Origin of the sequence: Bacillus sp. FF-1, from assembly GCF_028548245.1 — a bacterium.
GTDB classification, from domain to species: domain Bacteria; phylum Bacillota; class Bacilli; order Bacillales; family Bacillaceae_G; genus Bacillus_A; species Bacillus_A paranthracis.
Genome location: NZ_JAQQGG010000002.1, coordinates 646051 through 669872 on the forward strand (window position 1 = coordinate 646051; position 23822 = coordinate 669872).

General features: G+C 36.0%; 21 protein-coding genes, 1 pseudogene and 1 other annotated feature. Of the genes and pseudogenes, 8 read left to right on the plus strand and 14 right to left on the minus strand.

What is annotated here, in order from left to right; all coding sequences use genetic code 11:
* Positions 1 to 365: 365 nt before the first annotated feature.
* Positions 366 to 464: pseudogene (locus PQF83_RS08830) on the plus strand (GNAT family N-acetyltransferase); the annotation flags it as partial.
* 56 nt (positions 465 to 520) lie between these two features.
* Here the strand turns inward: PQF83_RS08830 and PQF83_RS08835 are convergent.
* From PQF83_RS08835 to PQF83_RS08845, 3 genes are all read right to left on the minus strand, one after another.
* The gene (locus PQF83_RS08835; RefSeq protein WP_001244248.1) at positions 521 to 2056 is read right to left on the minus strand and encodes an MFS transporter; all 1536 of its coding nucleotides are present in this window, start codon (positions 2054 to 2056) and stop codon (positions 521 to 523) included.
* 20 nt (positions 2057 to 2076) lie between these two features.
* A complete protein-coding gene (locus PQF83_RS08840) occupies positions 2077 to 2652 on the minus strand; it encodes a TetR/AcrR family transcriptional regulator (protein ID WP_000517414.1) in 576 nt (191 codons plus the stop codon).
* Positions 2653 to 2786: 134 nt separating this feature from the next.
* A complete protein-coding gene (locus PQF83_RS08845) occupies positions 2787 to 3833 on the minus strand; it encodes a DUF2332 domain-containing protein (RefSeq protein ID WP_001260232.1) in 1047 nt (348 codons plus the stop codon).
* Positions 3834 to 4213: 380 nt separating this feature from the next.
* On the opposite strand from PQF83_RS08845, the gene PQF83_RS08850 reads away from it, so the two are divergent.
* Positions 4214 to 5716: a malate:quinone oxidoreductase gene (locus PQF83_RS08850; protein WP_000069168.1), complete on the plus strand. Its 1503-nt coding sequence runs from the start codon at positions 4214 to 4216 to the stop codon at positions 5714 to 5716.
* Between the two features lie 44 nt (positions 5717 to 5760).
* Here PQF83_RS08850 and lsrB read toward each other — a convergent pair whose 3' ends face one another.
* From lsrB to PQF83_RS08870, 4 genes are read right to left on the minus strand one after another with little or no spacing between them, the layout of a single operon-like run.
* Positions 5761 to 6804, minus strand: coding sequence for an autoinducer 2 ABC transporter substrate-binding protein LsrB (gene lsrB, locus PQF83_RS08855; protein WP_000727733.1), 1044 nt, complete (start codon positions 6802 to 6804; stop codon positions 5761 to 5763).
* A complete protein-coding gene (locus PQF83_RS08860; protein ID WP_000878506.1) occupies positions 6801 to 7790 on the minus strand; it encodes an ABC transporter permease in 990 nt (329 codons plus the stop codon). The genes lsrB and PQF83_RS08860 overlap by 4 nt, the downstream gene beginning before the upstream one ends.
* Positions 7787 to 8740 (minus strand): ABC transporter permease subunit, encoded by a 954-nt coding sequence (locus PQF83_RS08865; protein WP_000821672.1) that lies wholly within the window; start codon positions 8738 to 8740, stop codon positions 7787 to 7789. The genes PQF83_RS08860 and PQF83_RS08865 overlap by 4 nt, the downstream gene beginning before the upstream one ends.
* Positions 8737 to 10218, minus strand: coding sequence for a sugar ABC transporter ATP-binding protein (locus PQF83_RS08870; RefSeq protein ID WP_000432606.1), 1482 nt, complete (start codon positions 10216 to 10218; stop codon positions 8737 to 8739). The genes PQF83_RS08865 and PQF83_RS08870 overlap by 4 nt, the downstream gene beginning before the upstream one ends.
* Positions 10219 to 10415: 197 nt before the next feature.
* Between PQF83_RS08870 and PQF83_RS08875 the strand changes: the two genes are divergently transcribed.
* Genes PQF83_RS08875 through lsrF form a run of 4 tightly spaced genes read left to right on the plus strand, consistent with a single transcriptional unit; the run spans position 10416 to position 14087 of the window.
* Complete coding sequence (locus tag PQF83_RS08875; protein ID WP_000192720.1) at positions 10416 to 11348, plus strand: sugar-binding transcriptional regulator; 933 nt, start codon at positions 10416 to 10418, stop codon at positions 11346 to 11348.
* Positions 11348 to 12910 carry an autoinducer-2 kinase gene (gene lsrK, locus PQF83_RS08880; protein WP_000018831.1) on the plus strand — a complete coding sequence of 521 codons (1563 nt, stop codon included), beginning with the start codon at positions 11348 to 11350 and terminating at the stop codon, positions 12908 to 12910. Before PQF83_RS08875 ends, lsrK begins: the two co-directional genes overlap by 1 nt.
* 25 nt (positions 12911 to 12935) lie before the next feature.
* A complete protein-coding gene (locus tag PQF83_RS08885) occupies positions 12936 to 13298 on the plus strand; it encodes a cupin domain-containing protein (protein ID WP_000909989.1) in 363 nt (120 codons plus the stop codon).
* A 6-nt stretch (positions 13299 to 13304) separates the two neighbouring features.
* On the plus strand, positions 13305 to 14087 hold the full coding sequence (gene lsrF, locus PQF83_RS08890) for a 3-hydroxy-5-phosphonooxypentane-2,4-dione thiolase (protein ID WP_000219760.1): 783 nt from the start codon (positions 13305 to 13307) through the stop codon (positions 14085 to 14087).
* Between the two features lie 99 nt (positions 14088 to 14186).
* On the opposite strand, the gene PQF83_RS08895 is transcribed toward lsrF, so the two are convergent.
* The 5 genes from PQF83_RS08895 to PQF83_RS08915 form a co-directional block, all read right to left on the minus strand.
* Positions 14187 to 14690: a GNAT family N-acetyltransferase gene (locus PQF83_RS08895; RefSeq protein WP_000204931.1), complete on the minus strand. Its 504-nt coding sequence runs from the start codon at positions 14688 to 14690 to the stop codon at positions 14187 to 14189.
* Between the two features lie 284 nt (positions 14691 to 14974).
* Positions 14975 to 15667 carry a nucleotidyltransferase domain-containing protein gene (locus PQF83_RS08900; protein ID WP_002163617.1) on the minus strand — a complete coding sequence of 231 codons (693 nt, stop codon included), beginning with the start codon at positions 15665 to 15667 and terminating at the stop codon, positions 14975 to 14977.
* A gap of 69 nt (positions 15668 to 15736) precedes the next feature.
* The gene (gene hmoA, locus PQF83_RS08905; RefSeq protein ID WP_000469503.1) at positions 15737 to 16063 is read right to left on the minus strand and encodes a heme-degrading monooxygenase HmoA; all 327 of its coding nucleotides are present in this window, start codon (positions 16061 to 16063) and stop codon (positions 15737 to 15739) included.
* 96 nt (positions 16064 to 16159) lie between these two features.
* Positions 16160 to 17380, minus strand: a complete 1221-nt coding sequence (locus tag PQF83_RS08910) for an MFS transporter (RefSeq protein WP_000769371.1) — start codon at positions 17378 to 17380, stop codon at positions 16160 to 16162.
* 51 nt (positions 17381 to 17431) lie between these two features.
* The gene (locus tag PQF83_RS08915; protein WP_000454568.1) at positions 17432 to 18475 is read right to left on the minus strand and encodes an ArsR/SmtB family transcription factor; all 1044 of its coding nucleotides are present in this window, start codon (positions 18473 to 18475) and stop codon (positions 17432 to 17434) included.
* A 163-nt stretch (positions 18476 to 18638) separates the two neighbouring features.
* On the opposite strand from PQF83_RS08915, the gene PQF83_RS08920 reads away from it, so the two are divergent.
* On the plus strand, positions 18639 to 19832 hold the full coding sequence (locus PQF83_RS08920; RefSeq protein ID WP_000273608.1) for a NupC/NupG family nucleoside CNT transporter: 1194 nt from the start codon (positions 18639 to 18641) through the stop codon (positions 19830 to 19832).
* A 49-nt stretch (positions 19833 to 19881) separates the two neighbouring features.
* Here the strand turns inward: PQF83_RS08920 and proA are convergent, their stop codons facing one another.
* Both proA and proB read right to left on the minus strand, forming a co-directional pair.
* Positions 19882 to 21129: a gamma-glutamyl phosphate reductase gene (gene proA / locus PQF83_RS08925; protein WP_001006729.1), complete on the minus strand. Its 1248-nt coding sequence runs from the start codon at positions 21127 to 21129 to the stop codon at positions 19882 to 19884.
* A gap of 29 nt (positions 21130 to 21158) precedes the next feature.
* Positions 21159 to 22262: a glutamate 5-kinase gene (gene proB, locus PQF83_RS08930; protein WP_000744725.1), complete on the minus strand. Its 1104-nt coding sequence runs from the start codon at positions 22260 to 22262 to the stop codon at positions 21159 to 21161.
* A 145-nt stretch (positions 22263 to 22407) separates the two neighbouring features.
* Positions 22408 to 22618, minus strand: a binding site (T-box leader).
* Positions 22619 to 22956: 338 nt separating this feature from the next.
* Here proB and proC point away from each other — a divergent pair.
* Positions 22957 to 23775, plus strand: a complete 819-nt coding sequence (gene proC / locus PQF83_RS08935; protein ID WP_000360709.1) for a pyrroline-5-carboxylate reductase — start codon at positions 22957 to 22959, stop codon at positions 23773 to 23775.
* Positions 23776 to 23822 lie beyond the last annotated feature (47 nt).

Genomic DNA, 23822 nt, shown 5'->3' on the forward strand with positions numbered 1-23822 from the left:
CTCCTTACTCCAATACTATCAAATTCTTATTTCTAATTCTATATATTATAACTTTCTATATCCCCTATAAACGTTTTATCCCCTTCTTCATACTTAATAGTTTTCTTTCAATTACTAAAACATATATAAAACCAACCTATCCTCAATATAGCCAAAAATACATATATGACATGTTACGACTTAGTAATGAGCGTACCAATGAACTTTTAATACATTACAACATTCAGGGAATCTTACATTAGATGGAGCGTGTTTTACTGAAAACAACGGTTATGGTAGTGTAAGTAATAGTGTTAAAGACAATCTTTTCTGACGACCAAAAAAAATTTTAGTTTGGAGGAATACTATGCCAAAACTATATTGTAATTATTGGTCCGAACAACATCCCCTCGCGCAAAATTTTACTAAATATAAGTTTTACATCCAAGAAAATTTGTGAGGTTGATGGATTACCTGGGTTTTGATTAAATACATATCACTATAAAAAGGCTGTGCTCTATATGACGCACAGCCTTTTTCTTTATTCAAACGATCCTCTTCTTTTCTTCTCTAATAAGACTCTTCCTATATTAAAAATAAATGCGATAAAAAATATAGTTGCGCCCATTAAAAATGCTAAATTATAACTACGAATTATTCCTTGCTGATATTCCTCCTTTACTTGTTTGTAAATTTTTCGCTCTCCATCAGATTTTAAGATGATTTGCTGTTTTTTATTTACCGCTTGCAGTACTTCCCCCCTTTCTAAATTTGACAAATCACTTTTTTTAATCACAGTTACTACTTCCCTATTTACCTTCTCTTTTTCAACTAACAATTGATGATTCAGAAACATCACAAGTATCGCAACCCCAACAATACTTCCAACTGTTCTTGAAATATTACAAATACTTGCAGCAACACCTGACTTTTCAATAGGCACACTTAAAACTGCCGTTGTTGTATATGGTGCTAATGTGCACCCAGTTCCAATTCCAACGATTATTAGCCTCCAAATATAATCCCATGTAGTAAAGTTTGAATCTATTTGACTAAATAAATATGACGCTACGATAAATGTTAATAGCCCTATACTACCTATTAATGAACTTCCCCGCTTTGCTGCAAGTGGTGTTACTATTGCTGTAACAAGCATCGAAACAATCGCTAGCGTGCTAATTATTAAACCTGACTGTAATTCAGACATACCTTCTACTTGAACAAAATAAAAAGCAAGTATAAATAAAAAGTTCATTAGTCCCATTCCAACAAAGAATAAAGAAAAATTCGAGATTGAGAACTCTTTATTTGTGAATATTCTTAATGGCAACATTGGATTTTCACTTTTCTTTTCAATGATAAAAAATAATATAAAACCTATGAATGAGAGCATAAAAAGAAGTATTAATCTTATCGTGCTTAAATGATTTGTATTTACTTGTATGAGTGCATATACGAGTAAGCATAGTGCAGATGCAGAAGTAATCATCCCTGCCCAATCTATTTTAGAGCTTGTAGCATGATCATACGATTCCTTAATACAAAGAATCACGAAGATGAAAGATAATATACCCACTGGTATATTAATAAAAAACACCCAACTCCAATTTAATTTGTCAGTTAAAACACCTCCAAGTGAAGGGCCAATTGCCGCTGCTAATCCCCCAAAAGCTCCCATGATGCCTCCTATCATACCTTGTTTCTCTTTCGGTACTAAATTAAGGCCTAATGGCATAGCAACTGGTACGATAACTGCGGCGGAAATTCCTTGTATTATCCTAAAAGCTACTAATATATGAAAAGAATTGGCTATACCACACATAAATGAACTAACAGAAAACCCCAATAAACCAATAATATACAGTTTCTTGCGACCAAACTGATCCGCCAGGCGTGCTGCAATTAATACAAACGATACAAAGGCAACATTATAACTATTAGCAACCCAAGAAATTGTATCAATTGAAGTATGAAATGTCTTTGTCATTTCTGGTAATGCAATATTCACAATATTCGAATCTAAAATTGCCATAAAAAAACCTGCAATTAAAGCTATTAATGCAAATATATTCCTCATTTCTGCCACCCTTATTCGTTTTATTTATTTAAAATCCCATTCATAAATAAATTTACACATGTCTCTATATACTCTTCTAATTGAATTTCTTCTTCCGATATACTTACATTCATAATGTATAAAAACAGTTGTCCATAAAACATATTCGCTATCAAACGGTAATTACAGTTGGAAATGTGTCCCCTCTCACCAAGTTGCTTTAAATATCTTTCTAAGTGATTCACTAGATGTGAATTCAACTCATGTAGTAATGCTTTCATTTCACTATTTTGTCTTGATTCTATTAACGCAGCCCAAATATAATTTAGCTTTGGTAAATTGGTTTGAATATATGTTTCCGCCACTTTCGTAAGGTCCTTATGTAAATCACCAGTAAATTGCTCTTCTATTTCCTCTAGCAAAGCAACTGGTGTCGTCCGTAAAATAATACTCTCCCTAAAAAGATTTTCCTTATTTTTAAAATTACGGAATATCGTTAATTCGCTTACTCCTGCTTTTTCTGCCACTTCACGAATGGTTGTCGCTGTATACCCCTTTTCCCCGAATAATAGCGTAGCAGCTTCCATAACTTTTTCTCGTGCTGTTAATTTCCCCATTTTTATTCCTCCATTCAATATGTAAGTAAGTAATTACTAACATATTATCACAAAAGAAAAATGAAAGTAACTAGTCACTTTCATTTTCTGGAATTTCATTATCTAATTTCTTGAAAATAAAAATTTCTCAAATATTAACAAAGCATCTCATTCCCAAGTTTCCAGCTAAACCATCTCCCATGCCCTTCTGTTTCTCCAACCGTTTCACGATATTCGTTTCCGTTAATATAATAATCAATATGAAGGTCCCGGTCCCACATGTTGTTATAAAGATGGAATACATCACGCTTTGCACCGATTTCTTGGATTTGTTTTTCCAGCTTACGTTTTACTTGTTCTGGTATTTGATTGGCGACGTGTGTATGGAAAATGCAGATAACAGCATCTTCACTTATTTGTTCAATAATAGATGGTAATAACTCTACACCGTCTCCTTCTATTAATTGAACAGATTTATTTTTTACTAAAGATGCAGCTTTGTCAAACAGTTCAAGCCTTTCTTTATGTTCTGGCCAAATGAGTGCACGTAGCCATAAATAATCTTCATCACTATGTAAATCGTTTACATGTAAATCTAGTCCAATTCTTTCTACGACAGGTGGACTTTCTTTTAATAAATGAGGCACATTCTCCCCTCTTATTTCAGAAGTTACATGTACATTCGAGTTTATATTTCCGTATGTTTCATCTGTACCGTACGAATAGCTATATTGGTCCCAAAATAATTGTAATCCAGAACTTGTCCCAATTTCTATTAACGCTAACGGTTTATTCACTTTGTTAAATATGTAACTGAAACTTGGATATAAGTACGCACATCGTCTTACTTCATTCGTTTGAACGAGTTTCGTTTGTAATAAATTAATCATTTCTTCTCTGTACATTTTACAGAAATCTTTAAAATGATCAAAAGCTTGATCTAAATCCGTATTAGCATGTTCAACTAAGCTACTATAATACGTTTTTACATGATGTTCTTTCCCTGCTAACAATAAATAATGTACTGCACCTAATAATAAGTTTGGGACTGGTTGACCTACCTGAGCATAGGACGATAGTGTAAGTACTTCCTCATCTTCAGCAATTTTCATTGATAAATATTCATATAAGTCACTTGACCCTTTACATTCCTTTATTGAAAAATTTCCAAATAAGTTTGCGATTTGTTCTTGTGTACGCATGTGTATCCCTCCTTTTAACTTTCAGAATAATCATACAATAGGTTTTGAAAAAAGTCCCATAAAAAGGTATCCTTTCTACCCACTTTTGGATACGTAAGCTTTTTCGAGATAATTTCAAACTGTAATTTTTTTCTATTTATCACCTTAAAAGAGCTTGTTAAATAAGATTTTTGGCGAATAAAACGTTAAATAGTTTAAAATTATCAGATAACACTAGATATTTTAGTCTATTAATTATTATAATAGAGTATGAGATGGTTATATAATTGAGACAAAAAAGGTAAATACCTAGGTGGGGCCTAGGCGGTGTTTTCTTTTTACGGCTTAGACACAGTAAACACCTACTCTTTTTTGCCAATATAGGGGATGGAGAGATTATCATGAGCAACATGCAGCAAAAAACAGACGTTATCTTAATTGGTGCAGGAATTATGAGTGCAACGTTAGGCTCATTGCTAAAAGAATTAGCACCAGAATGGGAAATTAAAGTTTTTGAAAAACTCGCAAGTGCCGGGGAAGAAAGCTCTAATGAATGGAATAATGCAGGTACAGGGCATTCTGCGCTATGCGAACTGAACTATACTTCCGAAAAATCTGACGGATCTATAGATATTAGTAAGGCTGTAAAAGTGAATGAGCAATTCCAGCTTTCAAGACAATTTTGGGCATATCTTGTAAAAAGCAAATTAATTCGTAATCCACAAGATTTTATTATGCCTCTACCTCATATGAGTTTAGTACAAGGTGAAAAAAATGTGCAGTTTCTAAAAAACCGTTTTGAAGCGCTTTCAAAAAATCCGCTGTTTCAAGGAATGGAGTTTTCCGATTCTCCTGAAACATTAAAAAAATGGCTTCCACTCATTATGGAAGGTCGTACATCTAATGAGCCTATGGCGGCAACGAAAATTGACTCTGGAACAGATGTTAATTTTGGTGCATTAACACGAATGTTGTTTGATTACTTAAAAACGAAAAATGTCGAGCTAAACTACAAACATAGTGTCGAAAACATTAAACGCACGAAAAATGGTTTGTGGGAAGTGAAAGTACACGATATGAATAGTGGTAAAATTGAGCATCACACTGCTAAATTCGTCTTTATCGGCGGCGGTGGCGGTAGCCTACCCCTACTTCAAAAGACTGGTATCCCTGAATCAAAACATATTGGTGGATTCCCGGTAAGTGGACTATTTATGGTATGTAAAAACCAAAAAGTTGTAGAGCAACATCATGCGAAAGTATACGGTAAAGCTAAAGTTGGCGCTCCGCCAATGTCTGTACCTCATCTAGATACGAGATATATAGACAACAAAAAAGCTTTACTGTTCGGACCATTCGCAGGGTTCTCTCCTAAGTTCTTAAAAACTGGTTCAAACCTTGACTTAATTGGTTCTGTAAAACCAAATAACGTCTTAACGATGTTAGCTGCTGGTGTAAAAGAAATGGGACTAACAAAATACTTAATTCAGCAAGTTATGTTATCACACGAAAAACGTATGGAAGAATTACGCGAATTCATTCCGAACGCGAAAAGTGAAGATTGGGATATTGTAGTTGCTGGTCAGCGTGTACAAGTAATTAAAGATACTGATGCTGGCGGTAAAGGAACACTTCAATTCGGTACAGAAGTTGTTAGTGCGGCTGATGGATCAATCGCAGCATTACTAGGTGCTTCACCGGGTGCTTCTACTGCCGTTCATGTTATGCTTGAAGTATTAGAAAAATGTTTCCCAAGTCGAATGGTAGAATGGGAAGGAAAAATAAAAGAAATGATTCCTTCTTACGGCATTTCATTAACAGAAAATCCAAGATTATTCCAAGACCTTCACACTTCTACAGGTCGTACCCTTGGATTAAATGAAAAAGAAACAGTTCATAATTAATGAAGAAATAAAAACGTCCGATACATTCGGACGTTTTTTCGTTACTAGAAATTATATTTTTCAATATTATCCTTTGTAAATACAACTCGCTCTGGCAATACGATAATTCCGTTTCCTTCTGCCTCATAATCATATCCTTGAATGGAGTTTGGCTCTACTTTCACTTTTCCAATTCCTTTTACTTCGAAGCTATCCCCTACTTTTAACTTCTTCCCTTTTACAACAATTTCATTTGCTACATACGTTGCGAGTGCACCTTGTTGTTTTACGTCCCATAATCCGAATTGTTGTACAGTTCCTCGTTTTACGTAATCACGCATAACGTTTGGTGTAGAGAAGCCAGTTACGACAACCTTTTTATCCATTTTTAAATTTTCAGCTGCTTGTGCCATTGCCGGAAGTGCCGTTGCATCTGGACAAATGACCGCATTAATATCAGGGTACGTTTTTAAAATATTCTCCCCTACTGACAGAGACTTTTGCGCATTATTTTCACCGTACTGCGTCGTTACAATTTCCCAGTTCGGATATTTCTCTTTAATAATTTCTTTCGCTTTCGTTACCCATTGGTTTTGATCTGTTACTGTTGGGCTAGAATAAAAAAATGCTACTTTTCCTTTATCTCCAATTTGCTTTGAGGTCATTTCTATTAATAAATTAGCAAGTTGGTCTGGTGTTCCTTGGCTAATATAAAAGGAACGGTCTTTCGGATTCACATCAGAATCCCACGTTAAGACAGTCATTCCTTTTTTCTTAGCACGTTGTAGTGATTGCGATAAACCATCAACTGATGTAGAGGAAACCATAAGTGCCTCATAGTTTTGGTTAATAAAATTATTTATATACTTTACTTGCCCTGATACGCTCGCTTCAGACGGTCCATCATACTTCACTTGCACGCCTAACTTATCTCCCATCTCTTTTGCCCCTTCACCACCCGATGTGAAGAAACCAACTCCTGTTAATTTCGGAATAAATGCAAATTTTACATCATCAGCCTTTTTCTTATCTGCCGTTTGGCTAGAACACGCAATTAAACCGATTAAACAAATACATACAATCAATACAATCCCTAGTTTTTTCTTCATGACATTTCCCCCTTATGCAAATTCCTTCTTTTCTCCGCTAAGAATTGATGTAATTTGAAATGTCTCATAATAACTGAAAGAATAAGGATAATACCTATTACTACATTGGATTGTTCATTTGTTAAACCCGTCATTTGCAAGCCATACTGCATGAGCCCAATAAAAATACTCGCTAGTACAGTACCAATAATACTTCCTTTTCCCCCCGTAATAAGTGTCCCGCCTAATACGACTGCTGTAATGATTGGTAAAATTGTTTCACTTCCCATATCAGCACGTGCGGAACCAAAATATGCGGTTAAGAAAGCACCTCCTAATCCACCTCCTAACCCGGAAAATATGTAAGCGATAATGACTACTTTTTTCGTTTTAATCCCGGTGTATTTTGCAGTATTCTCGTTCGCACCTGTTAATTTTACATGGCGCCCGTATATAGTTCGGTGAAATAATACAGTACATAAAACTGTTAATACGATCAGTAGCCATAATAAATTCGGTATTCCTATAAAACTACCGTTTGCCAGTTGTACAAATGTGTCAGGTAAACCGCTTATTCCTTCGTACCCAGAAGCACCTGCTCCTCCTGAAATGACGAGTGCAATTCCTCCGTATAAAAACATCGTTCCGAGTGTAACGACGAGTGGTTCTACATCTGTCATTTTTATAATGAGTCCGTTTATAGCGCCTGCTAAACAACTAATTATTAGGGCGATTATGACAGCAAACAAAATAGATATTCCGTTCATCCAAAGTACACCGATCAAGATCGAAGTGAGACCCATTATTGAGCCGACCGATACATCAATTCCTCCTGTTACAATAACAAAAGTCATTGGTATCGCCGCAATTGCGATAAATAGGAAATCATTTGTACTAAAAAGGAGATTACTTATATTTAAGAAATCACTATTTATCAAACTAAAAAGGATGAATTCTATAAGAAGTAATACAATTAGAACCCCTTCCCATCTGTATACATACTTCATAGATTCATCCTCCTTTCTGCTTTCCACTTTTTCATAACACTATCTAATATGATGATAAGTAATAATAAAAAACCTGAAATAGCATTATTCCAAAATGCTGGTATTTTTAAAAAGACGAGTGAGCTGCTTATTGTTTCTAAAAATAACGCTCCTAATGCAGCTCCAAATAAAGATCCTGTTCCGCCTTTTAGATGAATGCCTCCTAGTACAGCGGCAGCAATTACTTGTAATTCTAATCCTGTACCCGTTTGATTCGGAACGAAACCGATATTCATAACAAATATGCACCCAGCGAGCGCAGCACTTATGCCTGAAATTATAAACGCATATATTTTCACTTTATTAACAGGTATACCAATAAGTCTCGCGCCATCTTCATTATCACCTACCGCGTAAAAGTATCTTCCAAATGGCACTTTCCTTAAAAAGAAGTATAGTAGTAGTAAAATAATAAGAACGAACCATACAGTTATAGGTAAACCAAGAATGACGATAGATGACAGCTGCTTAAAATCATTTGGAATATCTTCTATCCACTTACCGCCTGTGAAAATTAACATTGCACCTCTAATAATTCCTAACATGCCTAATGTCATAATAATGGCTGGTACCCGAAACTTCGCAACGCCAATACCATTTACGAAACCGATAATGGCCCCAAGTATAATAGCAGCAAATATCGACAAGGATGCACTATATTCATTTGTTAGCAACATTCCGCAAACTGCTGCACTTAACCCCATGCTTGAACCAACTGATACATCTATATTTTTTGTAAATAAGACGAACGATTGGCCGATTGCTAACACGACTAAAATAACGCTAGATTTCATCATTAAAGATAACGAGTTAAATTGAATAAAACTAGGATTTATCATTCCTACAATAGCTATATACATTAGTAGTAACGTTATGATAGACGTTTCGTGCATTTTTAATATGCGTTTCATTCCGCTACACCTCCGTATGCAAGGCGTGTAACTTCATTCACACTCAGTTGTTCTTTTTCCATATGAGAAACAAATCGCCCATTTCTCATTACATATACACGGTTTACTAATTGAACAATTTCTTCAACATCTGAAGAGATTAATAAAATTGCGAGTCCTTCCCTTTTCATTTTTCCGATCGTCTCATACACTTCAAGCCTTGCTTTCGCATCAATTCCACGAGTCGGCTCATCCAGAATAATAACTTTAGGATTACATGCGAGATACTTTGCAAGCACGACCTTCTGCTGATTACCTCCTGATAAAGATGCCAGTTCTTCATTCATATCCTGTACAACAATTCGGAACTGTTCTATAAACGAATTAACTAAAGCGCTTTCTTTTTCTTGGTTTATAAAAAAGCGATTATTTTGCTGTAAACTTGCTGCTGCAATATTTTCTTTAACAGAAGCAATTGAGAAAATGCCATTCCTCGCCCTATCCTCCGGCACATAAACTAGTCCTTCGTCTAGCCTTTTATGCAAAGAACATGTATCAATTGATTTCCCATCTAATAAAATAGACCCTGTTTTTACAGTTTTCAATCCAAATATCGCTTCTGCTAATTCCGTTCTGCCCGATCCAACAATGCCAGCAATACCTACAATCTCACCAGCATGTACAGTGAATGAAATATTTTCGAATGCGTGACCATTTATATCAATCACTTCTAATATTTTTTTCATCCTTGTGGTCTCTTGAACTACTTCTATTTTCTCTTTCTGTTTATACCCTTTTGGCAATAGCCCTTCCATCAGCATGTCATATGTATAGTCACATACATCTCCTTGACTTACAATCATTCCATCACGTAGTATTGCTACTTTGTTGGCAATTTCAAAGATTTCTGGAAAACGATGCGTAATATAAATCATCCCTATTCCTTTTTCTTGTAAACTTTTCATCAACACAAAAAGACTCTTAATTTCGTGAGTTGTTAATGTCGATGTTGGCTCATCTAGAATAAGAATCTCGGCTTCTCGTATTAATCCTCTCACAATTTCTACTAACTGTTGTTGCGCAATCGATAATGATCCTCCTAGTTCATTAAGGTCAATATCCCACCCTAGACTGTTAATCAATTGCTCAATCTGTACTCTTAATTTCTTTTTCTTTTCTTTTAACCCGATACATATATTTTCTTCAATAGTCATATGCGGAAAAATGAGCGGTTCTTGCGGTATTAAATACATACCTTTTCGGTGTGCTTCTGACGGATTTGAAAACTGTTGCTTCGTTCCTTTTACATATATTTCTCCATCATCATACGAATATAACCCCGTTAATATTTTCATTAATGTTGATTTCCCAGCACCATTCCCTCCAACTAATGCGTATATATCTCCGCGCTCTACTTGAATGTTCACTTCTTTTAATACAAGTTGATTTAAAAACGCCTTACTCATTTTTTTTACTTGTAATAAAGGTACGTTCTCCACATGATGTCACCTGCCTTTATACAGAACATTTTTTGAGAAAATGATTATTTGTTCTACTTGTTTTGTAGCATTGTATATTCCTTTTTTTATATCTAGAACACTTTTTTCTACATACTATTAATCGCTTCAACTGGAATAAACAAAATATATGGTACATATGTTTAAGCTGTGGTCAATTGTTGAAAGGGATGAAGAGTATGACTCAGCTGAACTTTGAAGAGAATTTATTAACGAAAGTAGCTTGGTACTATTATAAGGACCAATTAACACAACAGGAAATCGCTTCACTTCTTCATATTTCAAGAAATAAAGTCGTCCGGTTATTAGATAAGGCGCGGAGTGAAGGTATCGTTACATTTCACGTAAAAGGGACTGGTTTGCACTGTTTAAGTATTGAGCGTGACTTAATGAAAAAGTTCTACTTAAAAGATGCTTTTATTATCCCGACCCCAGTAAACAATTATCACGATTCTCTCGGAAAAGCTGCTGCACAATATTTAGAAACTCAGCTCCAGCAAGGAGATTTACTCGGTATTGGCTGGGGAGAAACAATTAGCAAAATGCTAGAAAACATTCATTTCGAAAGTTCTATTAATCTCTCAATCGTAACGTTAACAGGCGGAGTAAATCACTATCTCCCGAGAAAACAAAACTATTTACATTACATGCAAGGTGATCTTCACATTATCCCTACGCCGTTTCTAGCGTCTACAACCGAAATGGCACAAAGTATTCTATCAGAACCGAGTGTAAAAGATATGCTTCATGTCGCTTCACTTGCTCATACGGCTGTTGTCGGTATTGGAGGACTATCTCAAGACGCTACGATTGTAAAAAAAGAAAAATTAACATTACGTGAGATGACATATATTCGTAGTCAAAACGGTGCTGGCGATATTTTAGGACAGTTTTATGATACAAATGGCAATTTATTAGAGCTCTCGCATCACAATCGTCTAATTGGCACGCCTCTCTCTATTTTGCGCAATATGAATCATGTCGTCGGTGTTGCTGGAGGTATAGAAAAGATAGATGCAATTTATGGTGCCTTAAAAGGAAAGTTTATTCATACATTAATTACCGATGAGGAAACTGCCCTCTCCTTATTACGAAAGGATGGTGATTGTTAATGTCCCATTTATTAGCTTTCGATGCTGGTACAGGAAGCATACGAGCAGTTCTTTTTGATTTACAGGGTAATCAAATTGCAGTAAGTCAAAAAGAATGGATTCATAAATCTGACCCACGTTACCCTGGTTCTATGAACTTTGATGTAATAGAAAATTGGAAGCTGGTACAACAATGCACGAAAGAAGTTTTACAAAGAAGTAATATCTCGCCCTCTTCCATTCAAGCTGTTAGCGCTACTAGTATGCGAGAAGGTTTTGTTTTATATGATAAAAATGGGCAAGAAATATGGGCGTGTGCAAATGTTGATGGGCGTGCATCCGCGGAGGTTAGTGAACTAAAAGAAATTCGGTCACATCTTGAAAAAGATTTATATACAAAGTCTGGTCAAACTTTTTCATTAGGTGCTTTACCTCGCCTACTTTGGATAAAAAAACATGAACCCGACGTCTATAATTCTATTCACTCTTTTACAATGTTAAACGATTGGATTTTATATAAACTAAGCGGCGTGCTGCAAATTGATCCTTCAAACGGTTGTACGTCTGGAATCTTTGATTTACAAAATAGAAATTGGGATAACGATGTAGCTAAAGAGTGTGGTATAACTTTACTATTTTCACCAAAAGTAAATGAAGCTGGCACTGTGATTGGTAATGTTACAAAAGAATGTGCAGCATTAACTGGATTACGTGAAGGAATTCCTGTTGTAGCCGGGGGCGGAGATGCTCAAATGGCATCACTCGGAACTGGAGTCGTGAAACCACATCAAACATTAATATGCGGAGGTAGTTTTTGGCAACAAGAAGTGAATGTTACTGAGCCAATACCAGATCCGCATGCTGCGATTCGTATAAATTGTCACGTCGTACGTAACCTATGGCAATATGAAACGATTGCCTTTTTTCCAGGCCTCGTTATGCGCTGGTTTCGAGACGCTTTTTGCCAAGAGGAAAAGAAACTTGCTGACAAACTCGGTGTAGATGCTTATGAATTATTAGAAGAACAAGCAAAAGACGTACCTGTCGGCTCACATGGCATTATCCCTACTTTTTCAAACGTTATGAACTACATTTCTTGGCGTCATGCCGCACCATCTTTTTTAAATTTAAGTTTAGACGCTGACAAATGTGGAAAAAAAGAACTGTTCCGTGCTATTGAAGAAAATGCCGCCTTCGTTACACTTGGAAACTTAAAATTAATAGAAAATCTCACAGGGACATTCCCTTCTGAAGTCGTTTTTGCTGGTGGTGCCGCTAAAGGAAAACTATGGCCACAAATTTTATCAGACGTCCTTGGTATTCCTGTAAAAGTACCTGTTGTGAAAGAAGCAGCTGCTTTAGGAACTGCGATTGCTGCAGGAGTTGGTGCTGGCATATATGCATCTATGGAAGAGACTGCCGAAGAGTTTGTACAGTGGGAGCAAACATTCGAACCAGTAACTGAAAATCACGAACTATATAAAGAGTTCTATGAAACATGGAAAACTGTATATGACAGTCAGCTCGCTTTAGCTGATAAAGGACTCACTTCACATATGTGGATTGCGCCTGGTGCACTGTAACACATTACATAAAGGAGTGGAATGTATGTTAAAAGCGAATGAAAATGACTTCTCCTATCGCTTCGGTGATAACGGGCCGAAATATTTAATACAAGGTCCGAATATTGATCTTGGCCTTGTTGTCATTCAGCCTGGGCAGGAGTTTCAAAACCATTATCATACGACGTGCGAAGAGGTCTTTTATGCATTAGAAGGTGAAATAGATTTCTATGTAAATAACGAAAGAGTTCCAATGAAACAAGGTGACGTCCTGCAAGTTCGTCCTCATGAATCTCACTATCTTATTAACCATTCTGACAAACCTTTTAAAGCGGTTTTTATAAAGTCACCACATTTACCAAATAAAGATACTGTTCAAACGGAAAATCCAACATTAACGAAGGAGTGATTTTGAATGACTTGGGGATTTAAAAATCGATTAAATACAATTTTACCTGATGGTAGAGCGGTTATGTTAGCGATAGATCACGGCTACTTTTTAGGACCAATTCACGGGCTTGAACAACCACTTGAAACAGTTAAAAACTTGCTTCCTTACACAGATTCCCTCTTTTTAACGCGAGGTGTACTTAACTCCTGCATTCCTGAAAATTGCAGTACACCGATGGTTATGCGCGTATCAGGCGGAGCTACTGTCGTCGGTAAAGACTTAGCGAATGAAACAATTGTTACCCCTGTAAAAGAAGCAGTAAAACAAAATGCAATTGGCGTCGGCGTATCTGTTTTCGTCGGATCAGACTATGAAACACAAACAGTTACAAATCTCGCAAATGTAGTTTCAGAAGCTCACGATTATGGTCTGCCAGTACTTGGCATTACCGCAGTTGCAAAAGAACTGCAAAAACGTGAAGCTCGCTTTTTAGCACTTGCTTCCCGTGTATGCGTTGAAATGGGTGCTGACATTATTAAAACGTATTACTGCGAAGGATTCGAAAAAATTACAAGCACTTGCCCTGCCCCAGTCGTCATCGCGGGCGGCCCAAAACTAGATTCAATTGAAGACGCATTAAACATTACGTATAACGCCCTGCAAGAAGGTGCAATCGGCGTAGATATGGGCCGCAACATATGGCAATCCGAACATCCAGCTGCGATGATTCAAGCGATACATGGGATTGTGAAAAATGGGTTGAATGTGAAAGAGGCACTCCAATTATATGAGGATGTAAAAAATTAAAACAAACTATTGCATTTAAAGGAAAAGCCCATATGCTAGATTACTGAGTAATCTAACATATGGGCTTTCTTTTACGTTTTTCATTGTTTTGAATTTAATCTATAGATCGCGCACATTCCAAACAATCTCACCGCGTTCGCCAAACGTACTATGATGTCGCGTAAATCCTAACTTCTCTAACACCCGAAAAGACGCAGTATTCCAAGCGCCTACAGTAGACCATAGTCTTTTGCGCCCCGTAGCAATCGCAGCCTCCAATACCGCTGATGCTGCCTCTGTCGCATAACCCATGCGATGAGCACTACGGAACAACTCGTATGCAATCTCCGGCTCTTCAAGCGTGGAACGACCGATAATTAAGCCACAGTAACCGATGAAATCGCCTTCGTCTCGTCTACGAATCGTGAGAAGAGAAATACCATTTTCAGCTGCTATCTTGCGCTTCTCAATAAGATCGTTACGAACAGATTCAACGGTTGGCATTTCAACTCCACGTTCACCAACTAGTTCTCTAAGCCAGACTGCATCGGATTCCTCCCACATATTCAGGTCGAGTCGTTCCGTTTTCAGCTGGAACGCCATATCTTTAAATACAGATGTCATAGCGGTAACCTCCTATTTATATCACTGTACTACTTATAATCGTTTCGTACTGTACCATATGGGAAACCTGCTAGATTCTCTAGTTTTTTTGCATTAAGATACATTATTGTTATTTTATGCATAAGCAATTCCTTTGCAAAATAGACCTTGTTATGAAACTTCATTTTAAAAATTTAACTAGATTACACTCTTTTAGTTGCTACTTATACAGTATATGAAATTTATATCAACGATTTTCTCGATATATCGACGATTCAACACAACATATCGATTTACCAACAATATTATTTATAAAGCATCCACTCAATTAACTCAATTGCTGCTTTAATACGGTCCTTCGTATCATCTAAAAATAGTTTATTAAGTAACGCATCTAAATGAATTGGCTTATTCGGTAACGTTTGAATATACTTCAAAACAGATCCAGCTGGAGGTACTGGCTTATTATTAATAGCCCATATTCCTTCTACCAATGTCCAAGTTGACGTATGAACTATGTATGAAGCTTTTAACTCATCATTTGCTTTCAAAGCAGATTGAATTTTAATAAGCGAACTATGCAACCAATGAGAAATGCCTTTCACTTTGTCGCTAGAAACACGATAGTTTTCAAATTCATATGTAGCTATTTCCTTTAACTTTTTTAACTCACCGCTTTTATCAAACAAAATTTTCCCTTCTAGAAATGAGTATAGTTCCATCGGATTGTTTTTAAAGTTTACTTGAATTTGATTAAAATCTGCACCCTTATATTCAACCAAAATACCTTCTCGCGTTTCAGAATGAAATTTCTTCTTTTGTCCGTCTTCTAAAAGAATATAGAAGTCTAAATCAGATTCAGGATATGCATCGCCTCTTGCGACAGATCCAATTAGCATCAATCCATTTACTTTATCTCTAAATACATATTCATTTAAAATTGTTTGTACCAATTTTTTATGTTTTTCATTTGTAATGAATGAAAAACTCTCCATCATTTCCATCCCCCATTACTACAAAAAGAGGATACATGTTAGCATCTACAACATGTATCCTCTACTTATATATTACGACTGTTGATAAGCCGCTTTCGATGATTTCACATAATAAACTGCGTGATCCACATTAATAATATGATCTGGTTTTGGTTTACCACGGCTCGCTCTATGTCCAGCTAAATGTTCTTCACTTGTTTCCCAGTTTTTCCATGCTTCTTCAGATTCCCAGCGAATCATAACGACTACTTCTTCGTCGCCTCGTCTTACTTTTTTCACAAGAACACTCAAGTCGATAAAGCCTTCAAACTTTTCAATAATACCTTCTCCAGTAAAACGTTCTACAACTATATTTGATGTACCTTCTTTTACTGTAAATGTTTTCGTTTCGATAAACATATATCCCACTCCTTCATTGTAATACGAATACTACTATTCTTCTATTATAGTTGATTATGATAATTATTTTCAATTATAAAGTTTAGATTTTTCGAATTATGCTGTTTTCTCTTCAACTGCTCCATCTAAAAATTTGAAATATGGGAGTAAGATTCCGATTAAAGAAGTGACACATATAATTGAACCGATAATAAAGTATAGCGCTCTTACTCCCCACATTTCACTCAATATTCCCCCTACTAACACACCTAACGGCATAGCGGATCGTATGAAAAATAATCGCACTGAAAATACTTGTCCTATCATATTGTTCGGAACTGACTGTTGGCATATCGTTGTGTTATGAACATTGAAAAATGCAATACAAATCCCTGCTATTACTTCAACTATTATTGCAATGATAATACTATGATTGAACCCTAGCGAAATGTATGTGAGCCCCCCTATAAACAATCCTCCAAGCATAAGTATACGCCGGCTTTTATATGTTACTTTTCCGACTAGTATAGATCCAACTACATAGCCAAGTGGGAATCCGGCCATAAAATAACCAAATTCCGCATATCCCGCTGATAGCTCATCTTTTATATAAGGAAGGTTTGTGACCATTGTTACTCCTACTCCAAATTGAACAAAAGTTAGAAATATACCGAGCCAAACGATGATTGGTTTTGTGAAAAAATATGTAAAACCGTGAAGAAACTGTTCTAGCCACGTTTTCCGGATAGGTTGCGACGTTCTATTTTCTTTTATATAAAGTAAGAAAGTGCCACTAACAAATAAACAAATGCATACGAAAGATAACGCAAGTTCTGTGCCAATCAAATGAATGACTACTCCACCTAATACTGGCGCAAGAAACATCATAAGACGAGTCATTCCATCAATGTACGCATTTGCATCTTGAAGTTGTTCTTTCCCTACAATGCTCGGTGTAATTGCTTGACTTGCAGGTGTATAAAGTGGTGTAATAAGTCCCACTACAATTTGAACAACATAAATGTGCCAAACTTCTAAACTACCGGAAACTAACATTATCAAAGGTAATAAGAATACGGACGCTCGTATCCATTGTGAAAAAATCATAATCCACTTCCGACTCCATTTATCAATAAATGGGCCACTGATTAATTGCAGTATGAGTGATGGGATGAAATATAATAGCCACATACTACTTAAAGCCATTTCCGATCCTGTTAACTCATATACTAGAATTGAATTACATAACGTTCCGAACCCCCCTCCTAATTCTGAGATTGCACTACCAATCCACATAAAAAAGAACGAACGATTTTTCAATACATTTTTCAATTTCACACACCAACTTTTCTTTTATATTCCTCCCTTTATGTACATTCTTGTTGTATATTATCTATTTAAAAACGCATCTAATTCTTTCGCTAACGATTGTACTGCTTTCTTTCTTAATACATATTTCCCATCATGTATATCCACTAACTTCGCTGCACGTAACAATTTCAAATGGTGGTGTACAGTCGATTTACCAAGTTGCAATCTTTCTGTAATTTCCTGCAATGTTCGTTCTTTTTCGAACAACATTTTTACAATGCGTAACCTCGCTTCATCTCCAAGAGCTTTATGTTTTTGAACTAAAAAATAGTTCGGTTCATATGGATCTTCAGGATGGATACTTTCGTTTGCAACTGGATAATGAAATACTTTCGTATCTTCAACATCCGCCTCAATATTCCACGGTCTGTACGTTATTTGCGGGATAAGAAGCACGTGATGAACACTTGGTTCTGGCATATAATGAACGCCACCTGTAGCCCACTCGACAAACTCTTCTGGTTTCATCTTTTTATTCATTTCACTCTTTGCTTCATAATCTCGTTTTAATATAGAAAGTATTTCTTCTTCCTCTTTCTGAATAACGCTCTCATACCATCCTGTCATAACAGCAATTAAATGGGATTTTAGCACTTGTACATCAACATCGCATATAAAACGAATATAAGTAGAGAAAAACTGATGTTCTTGTGTCAGTTCCATTAGTTCATGTATTGCAGTTACGTTTCCACTTGCCGCTAAAATTCTTTTTTCTTGGTACTTCTCTCCTAAAAACGGTAAACATATATACTTCAAATCTTCTTCTGAAAGTGAATCAATTTTAGCGTGAAACTGCGATACATCGTGAAAATCTTCTTCATACAACAACTGAAGCAATGCTTTCCACGTATTATTTTCTTTGACAAATTGTAAATGCTCTCTCATTTCTTCTGTTAATGATTTCTTAATTTCTTCCCATTCATTTTGACTCTTTTCAAGTGTATCAATTAACCTCTTATGAGTAATTGCTGCAATTCCAAGAGCACATTCGAAAAGTATCGAATATTTCACTTGAACGTTATAAGTTTCCCTCTTTCTACTCGTTATGTGATAGACCTCCATTTTTATCCCTCCTTGTTTGCTATATATTAAATTCTATTTTTATCGAATTTTACCTTCTATATTTTTAGAATCAACAAAATTTTAGTTGAAATACATTCATTCTAAATTAAGGAGAATAGGAGCTTTTTTATATACAAATAATAAGCCTCAAGGAGTTGTTGACATGTATTTCATATTGAATATGTTAGGGATTTTCGTTGTCATATTAATTGTTTACTTATGTTCGCCTAATAAAAAACATATAAAATGGAGACCAATTGTAATTCTCATCATATTGGAGCTTTTTATTACGTGGTTTATGTTAGGCACAAAGCTAGGCAGTATTATCATTAATAAAATTGCTTCATTTTTCAGTTGGCTACTGGCATGTGCGAATGAAGGAATTCGATTTGCATTTCCTTCTGCTATGGAAAATCAAACAATTGATTTCTTCTTTAGCGCATTACTTCCTATCATTTTTGTTATCACGTTCTTTGATATTCTTTCTTACTTTGGAATCTTAACTTGGATTATTGATAAAGTTGGTGCAATTATTTCAAAGATTTCTCGTTTACCAAAGTTAGAAAGCTTCTTTTCGATTCAAATGATGTTTTTAGGGAACACCGAAGCGCTTGCTGTTGTTCGGGATCAATTATCTGTTTTAAAAGAAAATCGTCTGCTGACTTTTGGAATTATGAGTATGAGTAGCGTCAGCGGATCCATTCTTGGTGCTTATTTATCAATGGTTCCAGCAACATATATTTTCAGCGCAATCCCATTAAACTGTATTAACGCATTAATTTTAGCCAATGTATTAAATCCTGTGGAAGTTTCGAAAGAAGAAGATGTTGTTTATTCACCTTCCAAACATGAAAAAAAGGATTTCTTTTCTACTATTTCCAACAGTATGTTAGTCGGGATGAATATGGTTATCGTTATTTTAGCTATGGTAATTGGATATGTAGCTTTAACAGCATGTTTAAATGGGATTTTAGGATTTTTTGTAACGGGTTTAACAATTCAAAAAATCTTCTCTATTATCTTTAGTCCTTTCGCTTTTTTACTCGGTTTATCGGGCAGTGATGCCATGTATGTAGCTGAACTAATGGGGATCAAAATAACGACGAATGAATTTGTTGCAATGATGGATTTAAAATCAAACTTAAAGTCTTTACAACCGCATACGGTTGCGGTTGCCACAACATTTCTAGCTTCTTTTGCTAACTTTAGTACAGTAGGTATGATTTATGGAACTTACAATTCATTATTTGGCGGCGAAAAATCATCAGTCATCGGGAAAAATGTTTGGAAGCTTCTTGTGAGCGGAATGGCTGTTTCCTTATTAAGCGCTATGCTTGTTGGGCTTTTTGTATGGTAAATAATTTTTAAAATAAAAGACACCCAAACGAATTGAGTGTCTTTTATTTTTATTTTCGAATTTGTCCATTTCCACGAATGACGTATTTTGTGGAAGTTAATGCAGGAAGTCCCATTGGTCCCCTTACGTGTAGCTTTTGTGTACTGATGCCAATCTCAGCTCCGAATCCGAATTCAGATCCATCAGTAAAACGAGTTGATGCATTGTGATACAGCGCAGCAGCATCAACAGATACGAAAAATTTGCTGACGTTTTCCTCGTTTTCTGAAATAATCGCTTCAGAATGCATAGATCCATACGTATTTATGTGGTGAATCGCTTCTTCTATAGAAGAAACTAATTTAACTGCTAGCGTGAGAGATAAAAATTCTGTCCCCCAGTCTTCTTCTGAAGCAAGTACAATTGATGAATCAATTGCCAATGCTTTTTGATCACCACGTAGCTCCACGCCTCTTGCCTTCAAAGAAGAAAACAACTCGCTACCATATTGCTCTGCCCACTTCTCATGAAGTACAATCGTTTCAATCGCATTACATACAGATGGACGCTGCGTTTTTGCATTTATAATAATATCAAATGCCATTTGTTTACCCGCTGTTTCATCAATGAAAATATGACAATTCCCCGCACCTGTTTCAAGTACTGGAACAGACGCTTCCCTCACAACAGTATCGATTAATTGTTTGCCACCTCTTGGAATAAGAACGTCTAAATAATCATTCATTGTAAATAACTGCTTCGCGCTATCTCGCGTTGTATCTTCTATAAGCTGTACACTTTCTTCTGGTAAGCTTGTTTGTTTGAGCGCTCTGTGAATAACGGCAACAATGGCTTTATTAGAATGAATAGCAGAAGAACTACCACGTAATATGACTGCGTTTCCTGTCTTCAAACAAATAGTAGCAGCATCCACTGTTACATTCGGTCTTGCCTCGTAAATCATCCCAACAACACCAAGTGGTACACGCATTTCCTGAATAGATAGTCCATTTGGCCTTTCCCATGCACTTACACATTCTCCTACAGGATCACGTAATTCAATTAGCTGCTTAATCCCCTCTGTCATATCAATAATACGATTTTCAGTTAGCATAAGACGATCAAGGAGTGAATCCGAAAATCCTTTTGCCTTACCTTCTTCTATATCGCGTTTGTTTTCCTCTAAAATATAAGCTGTTTCACTTATTAATTGATTTGCAATTGCAGCAAGTGCTTCGTTTTTTTGATCCGTATTTTTAAGCACAAGTTCTCCAGCGATTTCTTTCGCTTTTTTTCCCTTTACTAACACTTCATTCATTTTTATTTCCTCCTTTTTGATCCCTCTTCTTAAAGTGAAACCCAATGATCTCTATGGATGACTTCATAACTATGCCTTTCGCCTCTTGCTTGAATATGTTGGCTTTGCATACCTTTTATCTCTCTTAATTCCTCTGCGCTATATGTGCATTGTCCTTTTCCAATTACGCGCCCTTGTTGCGTCATGACTTCTACAACATCGCCAACTTTGAAAAATCCTGACACATTTGTAACACCCGCAGGAAGAAGACTCTTGCCATGCTGAATGATAGCTGTAGTTGCTCCAGCGTCTATTTCAATTTGTCCGCTAACAACCGAATGCAAGGCAATCCATTGCTTGTTCATCTTCATTTCTTTTTGAGGGGCATTTCCGACATACGTCCCGTCACCTTTCCCCTTTAAAACATCAACAAATTTCTCTTGTCCACGTCCTGTTCCGATAAATACACTTACTCCAAGAGAGAGTGCTGTCTTTGCAGCATCGATTTTTGATTTCATACCACCAGTCCCAAGTTTTGAGCCAGCATCTCCAGCAAGAGAAGCGATTTCTTCTGTAACTTCAGGAAGGAAATAATATTTTTTCGCATCCTCATTTTTTTGAGGATTTTTATCATATAAACCGTTCACATCTGTAAAAATCATCAGCATATCTGCCGAAACAAGTCCGCTTACTAAAGCTGACAGCATATCATTATCACCGAACGTTAACTCCTCTAAAGAGATGGAATCATTTTCATTAATGATTGGAAGAGCAGAACGGTTTAGTAACTCTCCTAACGTAGCGTATGCGTTACTATATTGTTCTTTTCTAGAAAAATCACTTCTCGTCAGCAAAAGTTGCGCAGTAACAATACCATATTTACGGAATTCCTCCGTGTACGCCTGCATTAACAAACTTTGTCCGACTGCCGCTGCAGCCTGTTTCCCTTTAATTGTTACAGGTCTGCTAGGGTATCCTAGAGCAGAAAAACCTGCAGCAACGGCCCCAGATGTAATTAACAACACTTCATGCCCTTCCTCTTTCAATCGAGCTAATGCGGCAACATGATCTGAAAGTTGTTCTTTAGAAATGCCTCCATGACTATCCGCCAAAGAACTGCTCCCAATCTTTACAACTATTCGCTGTTTCTTCACTTTTTTATCCCCCAAGTCTAAAATCAAAGTTTTTTATACATTACATTTCTATTCATACAGCTTGCAGCGATTTCTATTCTTATGAGTGCTGCACGTAGCCTATTTAAGAGCAAAATAAAAATGACCGCTTCGCCCTTCATAAAATAAAAAGGACGAAACGGTCATTGTTCCGCGGTACCACCTTAATTGATATACATAGATATCCACTTGGTGCCTATAACGCAGGCGAACGCCTAAACTTTCATTTAAGACTCAGGGATAGGTTCGATATATTCTATACGAGGAATCTTTCAGCCGGTGAATTCCACTCTCTTTCGCAAGAAGACATATGTACTATTTCCCTTCAACGATTTTCGGTTTAATTTTTTTATATTATGCGATATAGTTCGATTTAGTGTCAAGAGGTATTTTTAAAAATACATAGAGCTGCGAGTTACTTGTATGAAGTTATTGCCCTACTGAATGAAAATACAAATCAATATAAGTTCAACTCATATTTATAAACATAAACCTTACATTATAGTGTATACATTTACAAAATGTCGAATATAATTAATTTTTATCTTTTCATGTTGCAAAAAGGAATATATTCTCTTAGAATGTTTCTTTATATTGCACAGAGATGTTATTGTTATATTAAGATAACACTTTCGAAATGATATAATTTATTAAAAAGGAGCAAGATTGAATTATTATGGATAAACAAATTGGATTCATCGGATGCGGAAATATGGGGATGGCTATAATTGGCGGGATGCTAAACAAAAAGATAGTGTCTTCAAATAAAATCATGTGTTCAGATTTAAACACAACGAATTTAGAAAATGCTAGTACAAAGTACGGAATAACTATAACTACTGACAACAATGAAGTCGCTAAAAATGCTGATATTTTAATTTTATCAATTAAACCAGACTTATACTCATTAGTAATTAACGAAATTAAAGAAGTAATAAAAAACGATGCTATCATCGTTACGATCGCTGCTGGTAAAAGTATTGAAAGTACTGAAAATGCCTTTAATAAAAAAATAAAAGTTGTACGAGTAATGCCTAATACTCCTGCTCTTGTTGGAGAAGGAATGTCAGCATTATGTCCGAATGAAATGGTGACAGAAAAAGATTTAGAAGATGTGCTAAACATTTTCAATAGTTTTGGTCAATCAGAGATTGTAAGTGAAAAGTTAATGGATGTTGTAACATCTGTAAGTGGCTCTTCACCAGCATACGTATATATGATAATAGAAGCGATGGCAGATGCTGCTGTACTAGATGGTATGCCAAGAAATCAAGCATATAAATTCGCAGCTCAAGCTGTATTAGGATCTGCAAAGATGGTACTAGAAACAGGCATACATCCTGGTGAATTGAAAGATATGGTTTGTTCTCCTGGGGGAACAACGATAGAAGCTGTAGCTACATTAGAGGAAAAAGGTTTACGAACAGCTATCATTTCAGCTATGCAACGTTGTACACAAAAGTCTGTTGAACTATCTGGTCAAACGAAAAAGTAAAACTATAAAAGAGATCACATTAGTTATGAATTTAATTAGAAATGCAC

Coding starts and splice junctions, on each gene's coding strand:
- PQF83_RS08900 (WP_002163617.1), bottom strand. CDS start 15,667: ATGATGGAGAGTTTTTCATTCATTACAAATGAAAAACATAAAAAATTG.
- PQF83_RS08915 (WP_000454568.1), bottom strand. CDS start 18,475: ATGGAGGTCTATCACATAACGAGTAGAAAGAGGGAAACTTATAACGTT.
- PQF83_RS08875 (WP_000192720.1), top strand. CDS start 10,416: ATGACTCAGCTGAACTTTGAAGAGAATTTATTAACGAAAGTAGCTTGG.
- proA (WP_001006729.1), bottom strand. CDS start 21,129: ATGAATGAAGTGTTAGTAAAGGGAAAAAAAGCGAAAGAAATCGCTGGA.
- lsrK (WP_000018831.1), top strand. CDS start 11,348: ATGTCCCATTTATTAGCTTTCGATGCTGGTACAGGAAGCATACGAGCA.
- PQF83_RS08860 (WP_000878506.1), bottom strand. CDS start 7,790: ATGAAGTATGTATACAGATGGGAAGGGGTTCTAATTGTATTACTTCTT.
- PQF83_RS08840 (WP_000517414.1), bottom strand. CDS start 2,652: ATGGGGAAATTAACAGCACGAGAAAAAGTTATGGAAGCTGCTACGCTA.
- hmoA (WP_000469503.1), bottom strand. CDS start 16,063: ATGTTTATCGAAACGAAAACATTTACAGTAAAAGAAGGTACATCAAAT.
- proC (WP_000360709.1), top strand. CDS start 22,957: ATGGATAAACAAATTGGATTCATCGGATGCGGAAATATGGGGATGGCT.
- lsrB (WP_000727733.1), bottom strand. CDS start 6,804: ATGAAGAAAAAACTAGGGATTGTATTGATTGTATGTATTTGTTTAATC.
- PQF83_RS08895 (WP_000204931.1), bottom strand. CDS start 14,690: ATGACATCTGTATTTAAAGATATGGCGTTCCAGCTGAAAACGGAACGA.
- PQF83_RS08865 (WP_000821672.1), bottom strand. CDS start 8,740: ATGAAACGCATATTAAAAATGCACGAAACGTCTATCATAACGTTACTA.
- PQF83_RS08845 (WP_001260232.1), bottom strand. CDS start 3,833: ATGCGTACACAAGAACAAATCGCAAACTTATTTGGAAATTTTTCAATA.
- lsrF (WP_000219760.1), top strand. CDS start 13,305: ATGACTTGGGGATTTAAAAATCGATTAAATACAATTTTACCTGATGGT.
- PQF83_RS08885 (WP_000909989.1), top strand. CDS start 12,936: ATGTTAAAAGCGAATGAAAATGACTTCTCCTATCGCTTCGGTGATAAC.
- PQF83_RS08920 (WP_000273608.1), top strand. CDS start 18,639: ATGTATTTCATATTGAATATGTTAGGGATTTTCGTTGTCATATTAATT.
- PQF83_RS08835 (WP_001244248.1), bottom strand. CDS start 2,056: ATGAGGAATATATTTGCATTAATAGCTTTAATTGCAGGTTTTTTTATG.
- PQF83_RS08850 (WP_000069168.1), top strand. CDS start 4,214: ATGAGCAACATGCAGCAAAAAACAGACGTTATCTTAATTGGTGCAGGA.